The organism is Variovorax xiamenensis, assembly GCF_050916385.1.
Taxonomy (GTDB): domain Bacteria; phylum Pseudomonadota; class Gammaproteobacteria; order Burkholderiales; family Burkholderiaceae_C; genus Variovorax.
In genome coordinates this window covers 5,935,337-5,953,664 of sequence record NZ_CP139038.1, presented here as the reverse complement: position 1 = coordinate 5,953,664, position 18,328 = coordinate 5,935,337, and the positions used below count along the sequence as shown (strand labels likewise).

At 59.3% G+C, this 18,328-nt stretch carries 18 protein-coding genes and 3 pseudogenes; 15 read left to right on the top strand and 6 right to left on the bottom strand.

Annotated features, from left to right (window positions below):
• The first annotated feature begins 12 nt into the window (after positions 1 to 12).
• The 5 genes and pseudogenes from bamE to pyrF all read left to right on the top strand — a co-directional run bounded on the left by bamE (position 13) and on the right by pyrF (position 4,241).
• Positions 13 to 855: an outer membrane protein assembly factor BamE domain-containing protein gene (bamE, locus tag SFB74_RS27215; protein ID WP_432727524.1), complete on the top strand. Its 843-nt coding sequence runs from the start codon at positions 13 to 15 to the stop codon at positions 853 to 855.
• Between the two features lie 636 nt (positions 856 to 1,491).
• A complete protein-coding gene (locus tag SFB74_RS27210) occupies positions 1,492 to 2,217 on the top strand; it encodes a Crp/Fnr family transcriptional regulator (RefSeq protein ID WP_432727523.1) in 726 nt (241 codons plus the stop codon).
• A 532-nt stretch (positions 2,218 to 2,749) separates the two neighbouring features.
• Complete coding sequence (locus SFB74_RS27205; protein ID WP_432727521.1) at positions 2,750 to 3,031, top strand: HU family DNA-binding protein; 282 nt, start codon at positions 2,750 to 2,752, stop codon at positions 3,029 to 3,031.
• 136 nt (positions 3,032 to 3,167) lie between these two features.
• A pseudogene (locus SFB74_RS27200) lies at positions 3,168 to 3,275 on the top strand (CoA transferase); the annotation flags it as partial.
• Positions 3,276 to 3,584: 309 nt separating this feature from the next.
• Complete coding sequence (pyrF, locus tag SFB74_RS27195) at positions 3,585 to 4,241, top strand: orotidine-5'-phosphate decarboxylase (RefSeq protein WP_432727519.1); 657 nt, start codon at positions 3,585 to 3,587, stop codon at positions 4,239 to 4,241.
• Between the two features lie 61 nt (positions 4,242 to 4,302).
• Here the strand turns inward: pyrF and SFB74_RS27190 are convergent.
• Positions 4,303 to 4,679: pseudogene (locus tag SFB74_RS27190) on the bottom strand (IS66 family transposase); the annotation flags it as partial.
• Between the two features lie 767 nt (positions 4,680 to 5,446).
• Here SFB74_RS27190 and SFB74_RS27185 point away from each other — a divergent pair.
• The 7 genes and pseudogenes from SFB74_RS27185 (at position 5,447) to SFB74_RS27155 (ending at position 10,455) form a co-directional block, all read left to right on the top strand.
• Positions 5,447 to 6,121, top strand: a complete 675-nt coding sequence (locus tag SFB74_RS27185; protein WP_432727517.1) for a hypothetical protein — start codon at positions 5,447 to 5,449, stop codon at positions 6,119 to 6,121.
• A gap of 245 nt (positions 6,122 to 6,366) precedes the next feature.
• The gene (locus SFB74_RS27180; protein ID WP_432727516.1) at positions 6,367 to 6,636 is read left to right on the top strand and encodes a hypothetical protein; all 270 of its coding nucleotides are present in this window, start codon (positions 6,367 to 6,369) and stop codon (positions 6,634 to 6,636) included.
• Between the two features lie 253 nt (positions 6,637 to 6,889).
• Positions 6,890 to 7,132 (top strand): hypothetical protein, encoded by a 243-nt coding sequence (locus SFB74_RS27175; RefSeq protein WP_432727515.1) that lies wholly within the window; start codon positions 6,890 to 6,892, stop codon positions 7,130 to 7,132.
• Positions 7,133 to 7,600: 468 nt separating this feature from the next.
• Positions 7,601 to 7,909: a hypothetical protein gene (locus SFB74_RS27170; RefSeq protein WP_432727514.1), complete on the top strand. Its 309-nt coding sequence runs from the start codon at positions 7,601 to 7,603 to the stop codon at positions 7,907 to 7,909.
• 121 nt (positions 7,910 to 8,030) lie between these two features.
• Positions 8,031 to 8,321, top strand: a complete 291-nt coding sequence (locus SFB74_RS27165) for a hypothetical protein (RefSeq protein WP_432727512.1) — start codon at positions 8,031 to 8,033, stop codon at positions 8,319 to 8,321.
• 187 nt (positions 8,322 to 8,508) lie between these two features.
• A pseudogene (locus SFB74_RS27160) lies at positions 8,509 to 9,066 on the top strand (transposase); the annotation flags it as partial.
• 1,020 nt (positions 9,067 to 10,086) lie between these two features.
• On the top strand, positions 10,087 to 10,455 hold the full coding sequence (locus tag SFB74_RS27155; protein ID WP_432727511.1) for a hypothetical protein: 369 nt from the start codon (positions 10,087 to 10,089) through the stop codon (positions 10,453 to 10,455).
• 482 nt (positions 10,456 to 10,937) lie between these two features.
• Here SFB74_RS27155 and SFB74_RS27150 read toward each other — a convergent pair whose 3' ends face one another.
• Both SFB74_RS27150 and SFB74_RS27145 read right to left on the bottom strand, forming a co-directional pair.
• Entirely contained in the window at positions 10,938 to 11,132 is a 195-nt protein-coding gene (locus tag SFB74_RS27150; protein WP_432727510.1) for a hypothetical protein, read from the bottom strand.
• 621 nt (positions 11,133 to 11,753) lie between these two features.
• Positions 11,754 to 11,921 (bottom strand): hypothetical protein, encoded by a 168-nt coding sequence (locus tag SFB74_RS27145; protein WP_432727509.1) that lies wholly within the window; start codon positions 11,919 to 11,921, stop codon positions 11,754 to 11,756.
• A 313-nt stretch (positions 11,922 to 12,234) separates the two neighbouring features.
• On the opposite strand from SFB74_RS27145, the gene SFB74_RS27140 reads away from it, so the two are divergent.
• A complete protein-coding gene (locus tag SFB74_RS27140; protein ID WP_432727508.1) occupies positions 12,235 to 12,405 on the top strand; it encodes a hypothetical protein in 171 nt (56 codons plus the stop codon).
• The gene (locus SFB74_RS27135; protein WP_432727507.1) at positions 12,402 to 13,037 is read left to right on the top strand and encodes a hypothetical protein; all 636 of its coding nucleotides are present in this window, start codon (positions 12,402 to 12,404) and stop codon (positions 13,035 to 13,037) included. Before SFB74_RS27140 ends, SFB74_RS27135 begins: the two co-directional genes overlap by 4 nt.
• A 48-nt stretch (positions 13,038 to 13,085) precedes the next feature.
• Here SFB74_RS27135 and SFB74_RS27130 read toward each other — a convergent pair whose 3' ends face one another.
• Complete coding sequence (locus SFB74_RS27130) at positions 13,086 to 14,339, bottom strand: tyrosine-type recombinase/integrase (protein WP_432727506.1); 1,254 nt, start codon at positions 14,337 to 14,339, stop codon at positions 13,086 to 13,088.
• 514 nt (positions 14,340 to 14,853) lie between these two features.
• Between SFB74_RS27130 and SFB74_RS27125 the strand changes: the two genes are divergently transcribed.
• The gene (locus SFB74_RS27125) at positions 14,854 to 15,612 is read left to right on the top strand and encodes a hypothetical protein (RefSeq protein WP_432727505.1); all 759 of its coding nucleotides are present in this window, start codon (positions 14,854 to 14,856) and stop codon (positions 15,610 to 15,612) included.
• Positions 15,613 to 15,759: 147 nt separating this feature from the next.
• Here SFB74_RS27125 and SFB74_RS27120 read toward each other — a convergent pair whose 3' ends face one another.
• The gene (locus SFB74_RS27120; protein WP_432727504.1) at positions 15,760 to 16,731 is read right to left on the bottom strand and encodes a Bug family tripartite tricarboxylate transporter substrate binding protein; all 972 of its coding nucleotides are present in this window, start codon (positions 16,729 to 16,731) and stop codon (positions 15,760 to 15,762) included.
• Between the two features lie 79 nt (positions 16,732 to 16,810).
• Positions 16,811 to 18,298 (bottom strand): aldehyde dehydrogenase family protein, encoded by a 1,488-nt coding sequence (locus SFB74_RS27115; RefSeq protein WP_432727503.1) that lies wholly within the window; start codon positions 18,296 to 18,298, stop codon positions 16,811 to 16,813.
• Positions 18,299 to 18,328: the final 30 nt, after the last annotated feature.

Genomic DNA, 18,328 nt, shown 5'->3' with positions numbered 1-18,328 from the left:
AAAAATCAAACCATGAACTTGGCGATGTGTGCCTCTGTACTGGCCGTCGCGGTAGTGATGCAAGGCTGCGCTTCGACCTCTTCTGAGGTGACAGCCGAGTCCTCGGGATCAACCGAGGGTGTGAGCTTTCCTGACGCGGGTCGCGCCTGGCTCAAGGGGGGCAGTTTTGTTGACGTGGAGCAGTTGCGCCGAATGGGACCGGGCATGACCAAGGATCAGGTTCGTCTGCTCATTGGCGACCCGCACTTTGACGAAGGCATCTTCGGCGTACGCGAGTGGAACTACCTTTTCAACTTCCGTACTGGCAAGGGCGCCGGCTATGTGACCTGCCAGTACATGGTGCACTTCAACGGCGACGGCGTGTCCACCAGAGAACGGTGGAAGAACCCCGACTGTGCGCAGTTCATCGCCCAGCCAACGGCTGCCACGTCGATTCCTGCCGCGCCAATTCATGCGACGCCCGTCGCAACGGAGCGTTTCAGGCTGAACGCCGATGCGCTGTTCGCGTTCGGCAAGTCAGGGGGGGCGGACATCCTGCCGGAAGGCCGGCGCCAAATTGAAACACTGGCCAGCAAACTGAAGGACAAGGGCGGCCGCATCAGCAAATTGACCGTCATCGGTTTTACTGATCGTCTGGGCTCCAGCAGCTACAACCAGTCTCTGTCGCTTTCGCGCGCAAACACCGTGCGTGAAATCCTGGTCCAGTACGGTGTCGAGCGCAGTGTCATTCGCACTTCAGGAGAGGGCGCAAACCAGCCAGTCGTGACCTGCCGTGGGAGCAAAGCAACCCCTGCTCTGGTCAATTGCCTGCAGCCCAATCGACGCGTCGAGATCGAGGTTCAAAGCGAGCAGTAGATCGATGTCGATCTGCACCCAGCGTGCACTGCGCATTGGCATTCTTGACCCGGTTTTAGCCACGGGCTTTGCCTCACGTTCGTTCGATTCGCTTCCATTCCGGTGACGAACACTTCCGAGAATTAAGCTCGAAGCACTGGATGAAAAATATTCGCATCGGAACAGGCGGCTTTTCAACTGTTGAGGTCCGGGGCAGCGGCACTGGTCGGCGCCGCATTCGGTGCACTTATCTTCAGAATATTCTTTTGCAAGAAGCGAAGCGTTAATGACATATACGGATACCTCCTCGCGAGCAGCGCTGAAGTGCTCTGGCGACAGAAAAAATGGCAACCACATCTAGAACAATTGGCAAACACGTAGCCACAAAGACTGTTTATAGAAATGGATGGTGCAAACAGAAGTGGGTTTGGGCATTTGCCGATGCGTACATGACTACTAGCAGGAAGCCGATCGCCCATATCGAGGCGCTCGAGTTGGGCTACAGGCTCTGGGACTCGCGAAGCAGTGCGGATCCCTACGAAACTGCGCAAGACACGCTCGCATGGCAGAAGAGTTGAACTGGGGAGGGCGTCAGTCTTTGGGAGCGGCGATTGCGATGCGGGGTGCATTTTTTTTCGCGTCAGAAAAGAGTCGAAGATGATCGACGTCAGGGACTCTCCTGAAGAATGGGCACTCGCCGAACGAGCACTACGCCTGACCCAAGGCTTTGCGCGGTGGCCGTCGCTTGCAATGGAACAACTGCTTTCTGTTTCGAGTCTTGGCCGCTATTCACGAGGAGAAGTCATCTCTTCGGTTGTTGGCCCCAGGGAAATGCTGGCTGTTGTGTCGGGCCACATCGTCAATGAGCTTGATGAAGCGACCAGAAGCCGAAGCATCATTGCTCTCCTTGGGCCCAGCTACGTATTTGGATTTTCGCGTTCTCTCGACGGAGAAATGGAGGGGGTGAAATACACATTACGGGCATTGGATGATGCCGTGATCATCCATATGCCGACCGGCCAACTCCTTAATATTCTCGATGAAGATCCCATCCTTTGGCAAGACATGGCCAAGATGCTGATAAAGGAATTTCGGCAAGTCATGGAGTCCTTGCTGATCCTGTCTGTGGGGTCGTTCCAACATCGCCTTTCCGCGACCATCGAACGATTGGCGATACTGCACGGTACCAAGGAAGGTGAAGAAATTCGCATCCGCCTCCGGCTGACACAAGATGATCTCGCCGCGCTATTGCGGGTAACCAGGCAAAGCGTTAATAAAGAACTTGGGGAGCTTGAGTCCCGCGGTGCAATCAGCTGGAACTACAACATCATCACAGTGCTCGATCTCAATGCTCTCAGGGCAAGGGGGGGGCATGTTGCCTAGCAGCAGTCCTCGCGCAAAGCTCGCGCCATATCACAACAAAGTCTTTCAGAGATTTAAAGAAAGCAGATGTACGTCGAATCCAAAACTTATTGCACGCCGGCAGGCTGCGACTGCGTCGATGGCAATGAGATTTAGATTCATTGCCGTTGGAGGGTTTGTTGCTTAAAAAATGAAAACCACCATTACAGTATTTATTTTCGCCGTTGCCTTGATCCTTATTGCGTGTCTTCCTTCTAATGGTCCTCAAACTTCTTATCCTGAGAGAACCTTGGGCACGTAATGAACGTCTCGACGTTCCACATCGGAGCTCGTTTACTAGGAGGTTCTGGCGTACGTGGTCGCCGAGCACATCGTCGTTAACGCTGCGTTGACTTCTGAATCTCCTTCGAGGCTCTTAGAAGAATAAAGAAAAAATACAGCTTACTAGGTAGTTTAGGTAATTTCATAAGATGATTGCACGAGTTTTTTCTGATGAGTTCTCTCATTTTCTTTTTTAACCATCCAGACTATTCATTGAAAGGAGATTTTTGTTTTGAATAAGACTGAACTTATCGCTGCTATCGCTGCGGACACGAACTTTGGCAAAGCTGATGCTGGGCGCGTACTCGATTCAGCGTTGGAGAATCTGTCGCGTGCCTTGGTACGTGGAGAGTCCGTGCAACTTACTGGATTTGGTACGTTCACGATTGCGAGTCGTGCCGAGCGCGCTGGCCGCAATCCGTCGACGGGCGAATCGATGACGATCAAGGCGAGTAAGGCACCGAAATTCATCACCGCAAAGGCTCTGAAGGAGGCCGTCAACGCAGCGGGGTAAACCGTCTAGTGCCCCAAGGCGAAAAAAGCGCATGACAACCAGTTGCTGCGCGGCAAGCAGGTCGAAATCGTCGACCTGAAATCCGCCGCGGGCTAGGCCCGCGTGCTGGACCTTGCGGTGGGTGCCCATGCACTGGCCCTGCGTCATGGAGCACCTAGGCCTTGGGCCGACGCAATGCGCGGCACGCAATCCAAGGCTGGTCTACGGTCGGATGATCGGATGGGGCCAGCACGGTCCCCTGGCGTAAGCGGCGGATCACGACCTCAATCATGTGGCCCTGACAGAGCTTGTGTCGCTGGCAGCGCCTGAAGGAATCCGCACGACGGTCGACCCGAAGTTTCCTCACGCGACCTTCCGCCACACCAATCATTTCGCAGTTAGGTACGTGTAAGCGCCTCGGCACTCACAGCGTGGTAAGCGCACGGCGGTTCCATCTTGACAAGTGTCGGTTCTTGAGCGCGGAGGGAAGACTTCGAAGGCCTTGCAACAGACATCCATAGCCATGACCTCGCCAGTAATTGTTTCGCTCGACTTCTAGTCCGCATCCGATGCGATGGCACTGGTAGAGCGCCTTGGCTTCGAAGCAGACCATTACAAGGTCGGTCTCCAGATGCTGACGGCGGCTGGCCTGGATTTGCTGCGTCAACTTATCTCCTTGGGCAGGAGCGTGTTCCTTGACCTCAAGCTTCACGAGATTCCTGATTCAGTCGCTGGTGCCGTCAGGGAAGCGGGAAAGTTGGGGGCAACACTTGTGACGATCCGCGCCTCCGCGGGCTCGGCGGTTATGCGAGCTGCTGCCGATACGGCAACGTCCTTCCCACATCTCAAAGTACTGGCGCTAACGGTTATCACCAGCTTGAGCAACGAAGATTTACCTGAGATTGGCCTGGCGCCCTCGGTCGATGCGCAGGTCGACAGATTGGCCTTGCTGGCGAGCAAGGCAGGGTGCCAAGGTGTCGTTGCATCGGCCCGAGAAGCGAAAAGGTTGCGCCAGATTCTTCCTGCAGGCACTCTCATCGTTTGTCCGGGCATTCAGTTGCTCGGTGGCGGAGGCAGAGATCAGGCGCGGGCTGCTGACCCTGCTGTAGCAGCAGAGGTAGGAGCTTCACATGTGGTGATCGGTCGAGCGATCACAGCAGCTAGCGATCCGGTGTCTGCATTCCGAAGCGCGATAGATGCATTTCTTGATGGAGCGCAAAGGGAAAACTAACTACCCGCAGAACGCGCCGGAGAGAGCAGCGTTGGCGCGGTTGAAGTGCGCGAGAGGCGCCCTAATCCGCCTCTGACCAGCGCTGCCAGTTGTGCGGAAGCAGTTCATCGATGTGGCTGTTCAGATGCGTGGGTAGTCTGGCCAGCACGTCGTTAAGGTACGTGTGCGGGTTATGACCGTTGATCTCTGCCGACTGCACGAAGCTCATGACGACGGCGGCGCACTGATCAGCCAGCTCACTGCCCGCGAATAATCATGCTCTTCTTCCGAGCGCCCATGGACGGATCATATTCTCGCAATGGTTGTAGTCCACATTCGCCTCGCCTTCAAGCAGATTGCGTGTCAGCGCCTCCCAGGCGTTCAAGCTGTAGTCAGGGCCTTGGCTGTAGCACTGCCGTCGTGCACGCGGGCACGTTCCGGTCGCGGCCATGTATGTAGGTCAACCTAAGAGAGCAGCCGTCGTTAAACGCCTACCCTCCACAAGGAGGGCAATCCAGATCAACAAACTTCAAAGGGATATGTTCATGAACAAGTTGCTCGCAGTCCTGATCGCTGGCCTTTTCGCTGCCGATGCATTTGCACAACAAGCCGCTACCACCGCTCCTGCACCAGCGCCTTCAACTGCCGTACCGGCTCCATCTGCCATGCCCGCAGCGGCCCCTGCGCCCGCGGCGGCTCCTGTCAAGAAGCAAGCTACGACCAAGAAGCGCAAGACTCGCCGCGCCGCGAAGAGCCAAGCAGCCACAGCAAAGTAGCAATGTGGCGCGGACCGGCGGCGCGATCCACGCGACATCCGTCACGCTTTGTCTTCCCGCCAAAACTCACTTCTTTGACACTACGGAAAGAAGCCTCCATTCAGCCGTAGTATTCGGTTTGTACGTTGATGTAGAGCGCTGCCCTCGCAAGGGGCGGCTTCAACCCGCCTCGGCATATGTCGAGGCGGGTTTTCTTTCAAGGTCGTCGACTGCGGCATGCTGCGAGTTTCAACAGTTGCCGTTCGCAGCGTTGTTCACGGGACATATGAAGCGCCCGGATTTCCTGCTGTTGCTGGAGTCCGTCGGCTTCATCATCATCGACGTGAAAGAGTGCAGGCGTACGGACCGCACAACCATACTTGGGGAACACCTGTGGAAGAATGTCCCACGAGGATCGCTTAACTGGCATCATCAACAGCCGCCGCAGAACGTAGGTCGTCCTGCATCTGCATGTCCAGAAATGACGTAACGACAAGACAAAGCGTAGTGGATAGTCGGACGTCGGCGTTAAAAGTGCGCCAGCAATCGCGCAAGCCATCGACCACGATGTTTATCGGCTTGCCCTTGGTGTCTGCCGCTTCAAAGACCAATATTTCGGCCTTGCCGCAACGTTGCGGCAACCCCCTCGCCGAACGAGCACATGCTGATCACTTCCTTCGTTTCGTTCTGCTGGAATGCCAGGAACGTGGCAACGAAATGATCACGTCCCGTGGCGACATTCTTTTTGTTCAAGACATCTTTCTGGGTGCCGTATTCGCGATGCAAAGGAAATATTGCATAGAGTTTTCTCCGCGCGACGACCGACGGGGTCTGGCGATCTATGTGGCAGCTACCGACCTTCCGCTTCCAGAATCACAAGACTGCCGGCGCACCAGCGATTGTTTTCCCCAATGCGACCGCGCGTACCTAAGCATCGTGAGTTGGCTTTCAGGATCACCTTCATCCGCAACGAAGAAATCACACCATATGGCGACAACCGCCACACGGCGACTCGCTTCATTGAGTCAACACCACATGAAGCAGCGCCTTGATTTTCCCTTTACAGCATGCTGCGACGCTAAGCTGCAGTACCAGAAGGCGCCCGGCAGCAAGGCTACGGCCCGGAATGAGGCCAGAGTGGGATAAGCAAGCAGCATGTGCGAACTTCTGCACGAACGGCTAGCCCCTCGCCGTATGTTCACGTCGTAGCATTGCCACTGAGGCGCCTTCAAGTGCTGCGGGTTAGCGCCGCACTCCTATGTGTGAAAAGACCTACCAAACACTGCTTGATGTGAGCTTGACGGTGCCTCACCTTCGCGACGCCAGTGTGATGGACCGCTGTCGGCCAAGAGCCGACATCCGCTTTGTGCCGCATATCAACATCAGCCGCCATGGACGAACAATCGCTTGACGACGACCCGCTTTGCTTGGTATTCATTCCGGCGCTTGTTTCAGTGTTGCACCAACAGGAACGCGCCAAAGGTTCGCCGCTCACTGAGGTTGAGGTGCACGCCATTCGCGACAAGTCGGTGTGCATGAGAATGCGATACAGCCATGCGCTGGCGATGGAGGAAAAACGCGGCTACAGCGACGTCAGGCCCGAGCACTGCTGGGAGGACTGGCAGCAAGTTAGAAAGCAACTTTCGCGAAACGGCCAGTAGCTGAACCGCTGCATCCGGCCAAGAGCGGCCGTTGGCGCCGATCCCGGTTCCTAAATTACGCATCGCGCGGACCAGTGACAGCACAAGCACCTGCGTTTGACTGCGCTCCGCGAGGAATTTGACGGGCGTTAAAAGACCATACTGTCGGCGATTGTTGCTCGATGCGCGGCCGTCGAGTGTGTTGTAAGTTTTCGCGGCGCTGGCGCCCACTATTCAACGGGCACCACGTCTTTACCGCGTAGTGGAGTTGCGCATGGATGGCGATCTATACGTTCATCCCGGCAAGACCGGGCCGTGGACCTTCATGATTTTTCGAACGAAGGCGCCGGAGGGTGGTTACTCTGCCTCCGCAGAAATCAGCTTTGACGGGCGGCAGCAATGCAAGCTCGTGCTGAGCGTTCCAGAGCTCTCGCGGACTGCGGGCGATGAGATGATCAAGCGGAAGTGCATTGACTGGATCGAGCAGGCTGAGCTGACGGGCGCTCGATCGATCTAAGAGAGAAGACGACCGGTGTATCGGCGTGGTCAATGAAAAAGCCGCCTCACGGCGGCTTTGGGAATGTGGTCGTGAACTCTTACGCGGTCCACGCTACGGCAAATTCTTTTGCATGAAGTCATCGTTGTTTTTCTCGTCGTAGTGACTTCGACGCGCTGGCATGAGATTCATGCTTGCCTGGCCAGGCCGTACCCAGGCTCTTTGAGCAGCCAAGATTGTAGCAGGCGGGGCCCGTTTGACCGGGGCAGAGCTGTGGCAGGCGTTGAGAGCGCAAACACCAACCAACTTCTTTAGTCCGCTCCATAGGTCACAAGCCTAGCGCTTGATAGGCACTCGGCCTTGTCAAGAATGAAGTGGAGGTGTTGTCCTACGCAGAAGGTGTGCTGAGCCTCTAAGGTCAGAGGACTTACCGCTCGCGCCAACCATCAATCCCGATGCCGTACCCGTGGGAAGCCTCGGAGGTGCTCCATGGAAGGCAAGGCATTTGTGCACGATGGAGAGGCAGGGCGTTGGGTTTGCACCATCACCTGTCGGCCAGTCGGCGCCGCAGGGCTTGATGCGAATGCCGAGATCAGCCTGGACGGCGAACAGCGCTGCAGATTGACGCTGATCATGCCTGGAGCCTGGACTGACGCCAACGTTGAGGCTTTCAAGCAGCGTTGCCTGGATTGGATCGTTGCAGCTGACAAGGCGCGCGGAAACAAGGTCAATCGGGGCGCACAGCAGGTGGAGCCCAACAGGCAAGCCAGCATTGCAAATCGCGGTAGCGCTCGTTAAACGACGCGGCAATCGAGAGCTCGCTAAGCGAGCCTTGCCGTTGGCAGGCGCCAGTGGCAGCTCGTGCGCCTCGCGGCCGGGGGCTAGGGAGTGATACTGTGACTTCAAAAAGGAGCCCATCATGCATCCTCGGATCGAGCATATCGTTCAGACAGAGAGCGGCCCGCGCAACGTACTGCAAGGCATGTATCGAGGCACCAAGATCGAAGTCGTATCGGGCTATGACATCGCGCAGGACGGATGGCCGTTCCACGTCTACATGACACCCGCGAGCGGTCAAAGGGCCAGGCTGTTTGAGCCACCGAGCCCGTACCGCTCTGACACGCTGAGTGCTGCGTTCGATGAAGGAATGGCGATGGCGGTGCAGCGCTTGGATCGCGACGTCAGGGGGTTCCAAACCAAGGTTCGGTAGTTGGTGCGATTGCCCGCGCTGCCAATCAACTGCGACAGATGCGTATCCAGGCGATAGCAGACGCGTGCCACAAACGGCAGCTTTCACGCGGACTCTAATCCCGCTTTGGGCCGAGGCCGTGTGAAAACCCTACTCAAACGCCGGTCCAAAAATAAAATGAGGCCACCCGTTTCCTGCGAGGTGGCCCATGAAGCGATTCATCGAAGGCGCAGACCGACATCAGGTCACGTTGTTGCCGGAATGCCTTGGCGACTACGTCGGCGAAGACAACCCGGTGCGCATCGTCGATGCGTTCGTCAACGAACTGAATCCAGGTGTTCTCGGCTTCGAAGGCGCCGACCCTGCAGTAACTGGCCGCCCTGGGTGCCACCCGTCGATTCTGCTCAAGCTCTACATCTATGGCTACCTCAATCGCATCCAGTCGAGTCGCCGACTGGAACGCGAGGCCCAACGCAACGTCGAACTCATGTGGCTTACCGGCCGCTTGACTCCCGATTTCAAGACCACTGCTGACTTCCGCCGCGACAACGGCAAAGGCATCCGCAACGCGTGCCGCAGCTTCATCGTGCTGTGCCGGCACATGAAGCTCTTCTCGCAAGCCGTCGTGGCCATCGACGGTAGCAAGTTCAAGGCCGTCAACAGCCGCGACCGCAACCTCTCGCCCGGCAAGATCGATGCACGCAAAGAGCAGATCGAGCAGAGCATCCAGCGTTACCTCGATGCATTGGAGACTGCTGACGAGCGTGTTGGGGATTGCGAGAACGATTAAAGCGATGCGGCTGGCGGAGGCGTGAGCCTCCTTAGGCCCTCATTCGCGCTTCGATGAGGTGCCGTGAAGGCCGCGTAGTCGATCTCAGGCACGTCTCGGCACCGAATGAAGTTCGTGATCCCGGCAGGTCGTCGTCTGCACGGACGGTTGCGCGTTTCTACACAGCCTCGGCCCTTATCCGACATTGGCGGTTGGGATCGAGCCTACACAGACGAGCAGATGCTGCGAGAGTGCAGGCAGTAGGAGTTTGTGGATAGCGAAACGAAGGCCAAGCGCATAGGCCTGTGGCGCGATGCAGATTCGGTGCCTCTATGAGACTACCGCAGGGCGAACCGCCAAATCAAAAGTGTACCCCCACCAGTAATCGCACATCGAAAAGCAAGTCGGGCGGGCGTGTGCGAACTTCTCCGCAAATGGCTAGCTCCTCGCCTCATTCAAGTCGCCGCCATGCGGCTCTGCGCTCAAAGACCGGCATCCGGCGGCGCGCGTGAATCCTCCATCCCTCAAGAGGATTGCTGCCCTTGAATCCGCCTCGGCGGGTTTTCTTCTTGGTGGCAGTGCACGGAAGAGTTCAAGGCCGAAGGCGTGCAGCGCGATCAATGAGTTCGTCAGAGGCGTCATTAGTCGCCCTCACTGGTGCCGAATGGTCATGCTCTTATCTGCGGCGCGTTCTCTCCGCCTGAGAAGGGCTGCGAATCTCTACACCAGATGTCCGTGCTCATGCCCGGTTCGTCTGGCCCGGTGCCACGGAGGCGGGAGCCGGCCGCTTGGCCTCGCAAGGAAAGCCTGCGCGCACAAGCCTTGGCTGGAGTGCTTGACGAGCTTTCTGGCGGATGTATGTGACGTATTGTGCGAATACGAAAAGCTCTTGCACACATCATCTCGATTTCACGCACGTTGGCTTCCAAGTCGGGATAGGGCGCCCCATAATCGCGCCGCCTCGCGCTGTCCGTAGCTTGTGGCTCAAACCAGACCGTTCTTAAAGGGAATCAGAAAATGAAAAAGCTCCTCCTCCTTCTCGCCGTTTCCGCCGCGCTGGGCGCCTGTTCCAAGTCGCAGGACAAGCCGGCTGCGCCGTCGGCACCGCCCGCCGTTACAGCGCCTGCGGCCGACCCGACGTCGGCTGCGGCATCTGTGCCAGCAGTTTCGGCCGCTGACCTGCCAAAGGAGTGCAGCGCCTACATCGACAAGGTCGCTACCTGTGTCGGAAAGCAGAGCAAGGCCGCAGCCGATGCGATGAAGACCAGCTTGGACCAGACCAAGGCTTCGTGGGGCTCGATGGGCACGGACAAGGCGGCTCTTAGTGCTGCGTGCAAGGCCGCGAATGATGCATTTGCGACCCAGGCCACTGCGATGAAGTGCTAAGCCATTGCGATGACTGCATTGCGTCGGGCGACTTGATCGTATTGCTCGCCGTGCTCGGGCTGGCCGTGGCCCTCGATGTCGGGGGCGGCTACTCAGGCGGTGAATTAGCCACTACAAAAGTTTTGTAGTGACAAGCCCGAGAGCGATGCGGTCACCAGTTGCCGTTGGGGCTGCCCAAGCCTCCGACCACCACGTGCGCCGTGTCATGATCGGAAACGTCCTGACCAATCGTCTCCGTGACCTAGACCTTCACCAGCCCGCGACCTGCGCCTGCGCCATTTGTCGCGATAGGCGGCAGGCGCACCTCTGCGGCCCTCGGAATCGTCGCAGGAACGCTCGATGGCACGCTTGACGACGCGAGGGGCGGAGGCGCTCCGGCGGCTACCGGAAGCAACTCGCCTTCCCATGTTGACGAGTCGTCACGACCGCAGCCAAGCACATTCACGCCTTGGTCGCGCAGGCGACTCCCAGCGTTCGGCCTCTCAGTCGACAGGGCATTGCGCAAGCAATGAGTGCGAATGCACCTCTGCTGCGATTATGATTTTTCGTGAGCGCAGCCATCCAGCTTTTTCGGTCTGCATGAAGCGCACCTGATCGTAGGGCGCCGTATCCATCGGCACATGACTCACATACAACTCGGCCTTTGCGGCCGGGGCCTGGAAAACGATGGCTGGCAATAGCCCTTCCTGGTTTCGTACCACGCACCCATAACACTCCGCCAGTCAACCGATCTGATACGCGTGATGGCTGCTTCAGCATTGTCGACGTGGCCGATGTCAGCGGTATCTGTAGAAGGAAGACCAAACTGGATGGTTGTGTCGTGGAGCATAGATTTGAATTCGTAAGCTCGATCCCAACGGCCAATGTCGCATGAGAGCCCCAACCGGCCCTTACGCCCAGGTTGTTTGCTTCCCCGGCCTCGATCTTGTAACGAGCCTCCAGGATCTGGGCATTGCCGTTTAAGACGAGGGCGATATCTCAGGGCTGTGGACCACCAGCCCGTGCGGTTATAGTTCCGAGAACCGTCGGGTGGCGAATGCTACAACGAGACCTCGCATCACTGCCCAGGCTGCTTGTTGTGTGCCGGCGGATTGCCGAGTTCGTCCGGGTGTTGACCTCCCGTCGTTTGGCTGCCGTAGCTATTCCCGTGGACGTCGTCTGGGGCACTGCGTCGGTACGGGGCAACATAGGTTCCCTCGGGTGCTGCATAGCCGTGAGTGATGCGAGGCGGAGGAGTGGGTGACCCTGCGGCCAACACAATTAGAAGCAATAGGTTATTCATTCATCTCTCCAGCATATCAAGCGTGATGGCCAGCACTCAGCAGCGTGGCGCCGAGAAGGAGTGCAGATACAGCTGCGACAAAGGTCGAATACTTATCACGGGAGGCGACAATGGCGCCGCGAAACAGATACACGGATAACACCAGCAAGGCTACTCCGACGGCATTGAAAACGATAAACGGCATGAGGGCCTCAGGACATGATCAAGAGCACGGTGTAATGCAGCTGGACCCCGATGGGAACACCAAGTAGCGTCGTTCTTACACTGTAGGTAATATTTGACCGTGCTTCGTTAAGTACCCCACATTGGGGAGATGCGACAACACCATCATTGCAAGCAGTACTTGACCAAAGAGCTGTTTGACCGGCCACGCGCCCGGGCACTGACTACCGGCAAGCCGATGCAGCAGTTCGTGTGCGACGCCATCGCGACTGCGTTGTCGCCGATTCCGCCCGCCTCCCGGCCATGCCGAAGCCACAGCAGCGAGGCCTGCCGCGGTGAGCAACATGCGTACGCTCCCCGGTGCCGAGCCGCTGCCCGGTGAGGAGTCGAACGCGTCCCTCGCATTGGGCATCGAACAGCTTCTCGACATGGCAAAGCAAGGCCGGTTGCACAGTCTGGTCGCCGCGGGCTTCGATAGCGCTGGCATGTATGTCGCCCCGGCGTGACGCCCACGCAGCTGCTCAAGCCCTACAACATCAACGCGGTGAGCGCGAGCACCAAGAAGTTCAACTTGCGCCGTGAGGCGGTGAGCCGGCTGCTGAACAAGCGCAACGGCATCGTGCTCGACCTAGCCATGAAGATGAGCGTCAAGGGTTTCGAAGAGGGCTACGTGTTCCGCAAGCTGCGCGGGACCAGCTGGGGCGGGCAGGCGCTGTACGCGAACGACCCGCAGAAGAACGAGTTTTCACACTTCATGAATGGATGGCAGTACCTGTGCCTGCCGCTCGTGTGCGTGGCGGACGACCTAGTGCGTGGATGGAAACTCTCCAAGATCGTTTCTCGGGGTGCTGGTGCTGTGCTTCCTGCCATTGGCATTGGCATTGGCATTGGCATTGGCATTCTGGGCCTACCGTTGCGGACCTTTTTCGATGCCCGCAGACGTGGAGGCGCTGTACCAGCGCTATGTGCGGGCCGAAGCAACAGTCATCGACCGCACCGGCCAGTGCTCGGTCTTCACAAATGGATGTCGCGTCAGCCCGCGCAGCAGCGGCGCGCTGCTTCGAGCTGGCATCCCCTCGTGCGGTGGATGCTTGTCGAAAGACGCAAGCGGGCGATGATCGTGCTGATGCCAGGTTAGTCGGAGGCAGTCTGAGCGAGCCATGAAGGCTATATGGAAGGCGACTCGCTAGCCTGCCCGGCGATCGATATATGCAGCCCAGTCCTCCATCAGCTGCCGGCGCTTCTCCACCATGTCACTGCGAGCGTAGGCGCGCACGGTCTGGTCGCCCACCAAGTGCGCTAGTGCGAACTCCAGCATCTCGGCTGGGTATTCGGTGTGGTCCATGCCCCACGTGCGGAAGGTGGCACGAAAGCCGTGCATGGTGTACGGCTGTTCGAGGCGGCGCAGCAACTGCGTGAATACCATGTCGCTGTACGTCTTGCCGCGCGGCGAGGGGAACACCAGATCGTTGGCTTCGGTATCGCATGCCGCACCGTAGTGTTCGGCCTTCCGGTCGGCGTGCAGGGCGCGCGCAGCTTGCAAAACCGCAATAGCCCGGGTCGATAGTGGCACCCGATGCTCGCGCCCGGCCTTCATTCGCTCTGGAGGGATCGTCCAGTTGCGCAGCGACTCGTCGAACTCCGACCAGCGCGCCCCGCGAATCTCGCCCGAGCGTGTGGCCGTCAGTACGCCGAACTCAAATGCCAGTTGCACCGTGGCGGTGGCCGTGCTGGCGTGCACTTGAGCCAGCAGCGCCCCGATCTGCGGATGCGGACAGGACGGGTGGTGCTCTACCTCGCGGGCCTTCTCGTTGGCGCCCAGTGCAATCCTGACCTGCTCCCAGAATTCGCTGTCCACGCCACGGCAATAGTCCTTGGCTGCACCGTAATTGATCACCTTGCGAATTCTCTGCAAAAGACGGTCAGCCGTCTCCGCTTTTTCCTTCCAGATCGGTTTCAATGCCTTCAGAATTTCGTGCTTGCCGATTTCACGAATAGGAAATTTCCCAAAATGCGGGAAAGCGTAGGTGGTCAGCGTATTAATCCACTGTGCCTTGTGTTTGGCATTTTTCCAATCATCGGCATGCTCCTTGTGGTATTCCTCGGCGCATGCCTTGAACGTCACGCTCGCCTGCTCTAATTGAATTGCGGTGGCTTTGAGTTCGATTTTCTTTTGTTCTCGGTGCTCGATGGGGTCAATACCCTCGGCGATCTGAGTGCGGTGTTCTTGGGCGCGTTCGCGGGCGCGTGCCAAGCTGACGTCAGCCAGGGAGCCGAGTCCCATGTCACGGGTACGGCCAAGGAAGGTGTAGCGCAAGATCCAGGCTTGACTGCCTCCAGGGGCCACCCGGAGGTACAGGCCCCGGCCGTCGAGGTGGTAGCCGGGCTTTTTTGCTTTGGTTCGGATGCTGGTAATGGTTAAAAGGTTGTGGCGGGTCATGTTTTTGGGCATAGCTGCGCCTTGTTGGGCGGGTGCCCTTTGCGGCACTATTTGGTAGACCAATTTTACCAAATAAAGCCCTAAAAACATGCCTATGGTTTTGCCCATTATTTAAGCTGGACGCCAAAAAACCTGGTTGGGCGTTATTGGGTGCCGGGTTTTTCGTAAGTGCTTGCAGCCAACGGTTTTTTGTACTTTGCTGGTTGCTATTGGGCGGCAATGTTTTTATAATTTGGCGGCCACACTCTCCGCCAGAATCAATCTCTGGCAGTTTTTGAAAGTCCCGCGCAGCCCCTGCGACGGGACTTTTTCTTTACGGGGCTCGGTCTTGCTTTCGAGAACTCCCGCGCGGCTCGTCGACCTCTGACCATGGGGTCGAGCAAGGAGCCGGCAAATCCAATCCTTGAGTTGCTCCCAGACACGCAGCACGTCGCTGTAATTTGCTGTCATTGAAGCCTGGCCGGTGCCCGATGTATCTTGATGTTCCAGATAGCTCTAGGTCAGGATGTCTGCGATGTTTGATCTGTCTCCCATCAAGAGTGACTTGACGGTGCTATTTGCAAGCCTCGGGGTTCATCAAGTGCAGAGCAAATACCTGAAGTCCGATGGATTTACCGGGGAAGAGCGCAAGATCGGATTTCAGTCCGGAAACGTCCAGACGCCGGACGGCGTCCATACCAAGGGCGAGCTCTTTGTCTTGCTCGATGCAATCTCCGCGATATCCGTCGGAAGCAAGCATCGCGATGTGCTGGACAACGCTGCATGGCGAACCATGTACGGCTTTCAGGACAACGTCGCCTTCCCTGCGTTCAATGAACTCGGGCATGGGACGCACGCCTATGAGCCCGCTATGCCCTGCCACAACTGCGGAATAGTCCTGCCGGTGTTCGCGCTTGAGATCGATCATCGCCATGCTCAGGTCGACGATGCCCGGCAGGCGATGATCAAGATGATGAGGGCATTGGGGCACACATCGCAGGGGCCTTCCGGACACAAGGGCCGGTACCTTCTGAACCCGACCACGGTGCAGCCCACATTCATAGCACCCAAACGTGGCCTGCGAGGCGCGAGAAGCATATGGGACGCAGTTGCCAAGTCAACGATTTCCAAGCCCGCAGAGTCGCTGATATGGTGCATCGGGGCGCTCTCCGAGGCGAACCAGAAGAAGTTCATCAATGCATGCAAGAACTCCTTGACGAACCTTCGTCCGATGTGCCGAAAGTGCAATGGAGAGAAGTCGAACGAGTGGCTCCCGCTCTTCACTTATCGTTGAAAGAAGTGCTCGGGATCCACCAAGCAGCACGGGGTCTGTCCTGAAAAAAATCCCGCGGAAACGTGCACGGTGAGCCGTTGTTTCCGCAGGCACAAGCATCCATCGCCAACGCGCTGTTCCCGGGCGTTGAGCGCCGCTTCTCTGCCCTCAATCCAGCTGAAGCCCAGCCTTGACCACCGTGCGCTCCACACGCTCACGCTCCTTGGCCAGGTGCGCCGCGAACGCTGCCGGCCCGGCGGCGGCAACCACGCTCCCGCGCTTCTCCAGCATCTGCACATAGGCAGGCTGGCGCACGGCCTGCTCCACGGCGCGCACCAGGGTGCGCTGCACGTCCTCCGGCATGCCGGGCGGGCCGACCACGCCGAGCCATGACGACACTTCCAGGCCGGGATACATGCCCGACAGCAGCGGTGCGTCGGGGAACTGCGCGAGTTTGTGGCCGCTGGCCACGGCCAGCACCTTGAGCTGGCCGGCCTGCACCTGCGGCGCCACGGCGCCGACGCTGTCGATCATGAAGTCGACGCGGCCCGCCACCAGGTCGCCGGTGGATTGCGCGCCGCCTCGGTAGGGCACATGCACGGCTTTCACGCCGGCCATCACCTGCAGCATCTCGCCTGCGATGTGCATGGTGGTGCCCAAGCCGGGCGAGGCGAAGCTCAGGCCGCCTTCGTTGCCCTTGCCCCATGCCACCATTTCGGGAACGCTCTTGAACTTCGAGTTCGCGGGCACCACGAGCACGAAGGGGCTTTCGTTGGCCAGGCTGATGAGCGTGAACTGCGTCTTCGGGTCGAAGCCGGGCGACTTCTGCGTGAGCGGGTTGACCACCAGCTGCCCCGGCGAGGCCAGCATGATGGTGTAGCCGTCGGGCTGCGCACGCGCGAGTTCCGATGTGGCGATGTTGCCGCCCGCGCCCGCGCGGTTCTCCACCACCACGGGCTGGCCGAGCGTGCGGCTCATGTTCTCCGCCACCTGGCGCGCCGTGATGTCGGTGATGCCGCCGGCCGCGAAGCCCACGAGCATCTTCACGGGGCGCTCCGGAAAGCCCGCCGCCCAGGCGGGCGGCAGCAGGCTCGCGCCGAGCGCGAGCAGCAGCGAGGCGATGTGCTTGCTCTTCTTCATGGTTCTTGTCTCCTTCGTTTTTCTGTCTGTCGAACTCAAATGACGCCGAAGCGCCCCAAAAGCGCCCCCGTGCGCGGCGTCAGCGCATGGAAAAGCGCACGTTCTTCACCTGCGTGTTCTCCAGGATCGCGTCGAGGCCGCGCTCCTTGCCCAGGCCCGACTCCTTGAAGCCGCCGAAGGGCGCGTCGGCGGTGGCCTTGATCGGGTCGTTGATCGCCAGGTTGCCGATCTGCAGGGCCTTGCACATGCGCATCGCACGGCCGGTGTCGCGCGTGTAGACCACGCCGGCCAATCCGTAGCGGCTGTCGTTGGCGATGCGCACCGCGTCGGCTTCGTCGCTGAACGGGATCAGCACCTGCACCGGGCCGAAGATTTCTTCCTGCGCCACGCGCATCTCGCTGCGCCCCTGCAGGAAGAGCGTGGGCGCGGCGAAGCTGCCGGCCTGCAGCTCGGGGCGCGCCGACAGGTCCTGCATGGTCTCGGGCCGGGCCTGTTCCTCGCGGCCGATCTCGATGTAGCGCTGCACGCGCTCCTGCTGTGCGTGGCTGACCAGCGGGCCCATCTGCGTTTGCGGGTCTTCCGGCAGGCCGATGCGGATGCGACCGTACGCCTGCCGAAGCCGCTCGGTGAAGGCATCGGCCACACGCTCGTGCACCAGCAGCCGTGTGCAGGCCACGCAGATCTGACCGGTGTTGCGGCTCACGTCCTGCAGCGCCACGGCGGCGGCGGCGTCGAGGTCGGCGTCGTCGAACACGATCAGCGGCGACTTGCCGCCGAGCTCGAGCGTCACGCGCTTGATGCGCTCGGCGGCGCTGCGGTAGATGGCCTTGCCGGTGGCCGTGCCGCCGGTGAAGGAGATCTTCTCCACCAGCGGATGGTCCACCAGCGCCTGCCCCACGGTGGCGCCGGGGCCGTGCACGATGTTGATCACGCCGGGCGGAAAGCCCGCCTCCAGGATCGCGGCACCGAGCTCCACCGACGACAGCGGCGTGATCTCCGACGCCTTGATGACCGCCGTGTTGCCCGCCGCCAGCACCGGCATCAGCTTGCTGATGGTGAGCGTCAGCGGGTAGTTCCACGGCAGGATGAGTCCCACCACGCCGAAGGGCTCGCGCAGCGTGAAGTTGACGATGTGCGTGTCGGCCACGTTGAGCGTCTGCCCGCCGATGCCCTGCGAGACGCCCGCGATGTACTCGATGCCGTCGAGCATGGTCTGCAGCGAGCCGCGGGTGAGCGTGATGGGCCGGCCCACGTTCCACGCCTCGAGCCAGGCGAGCTGCTCGCTGCGCCTTTCCAGCGCGTCGGCCAGCTTGCGCAGCAGCCGGCTTCGCTGGCGCGCCGAGGTCTGGCGCCAGTGCGTTTCGAAGGCGTGCTGGGCGGCGCGCACGGCGACGTCGACGTCCTGCGCTTCGGCCTGCGCCACCTGTGCGAGCGGCCGGCCGGTGGAGGGATTGCCGACTTCGAACCGGAGCCCGGCGGCGCCGGGGCGTTCTTCGCCGTCGATCAGCAGCGGATAGACGCCGGTCCGGAGAACGGAAGAGGGAGGTGCGGTCTGTGCGGTCTGCATGGTGCGAAGAAAAAAGGAAATGAAAGGGAA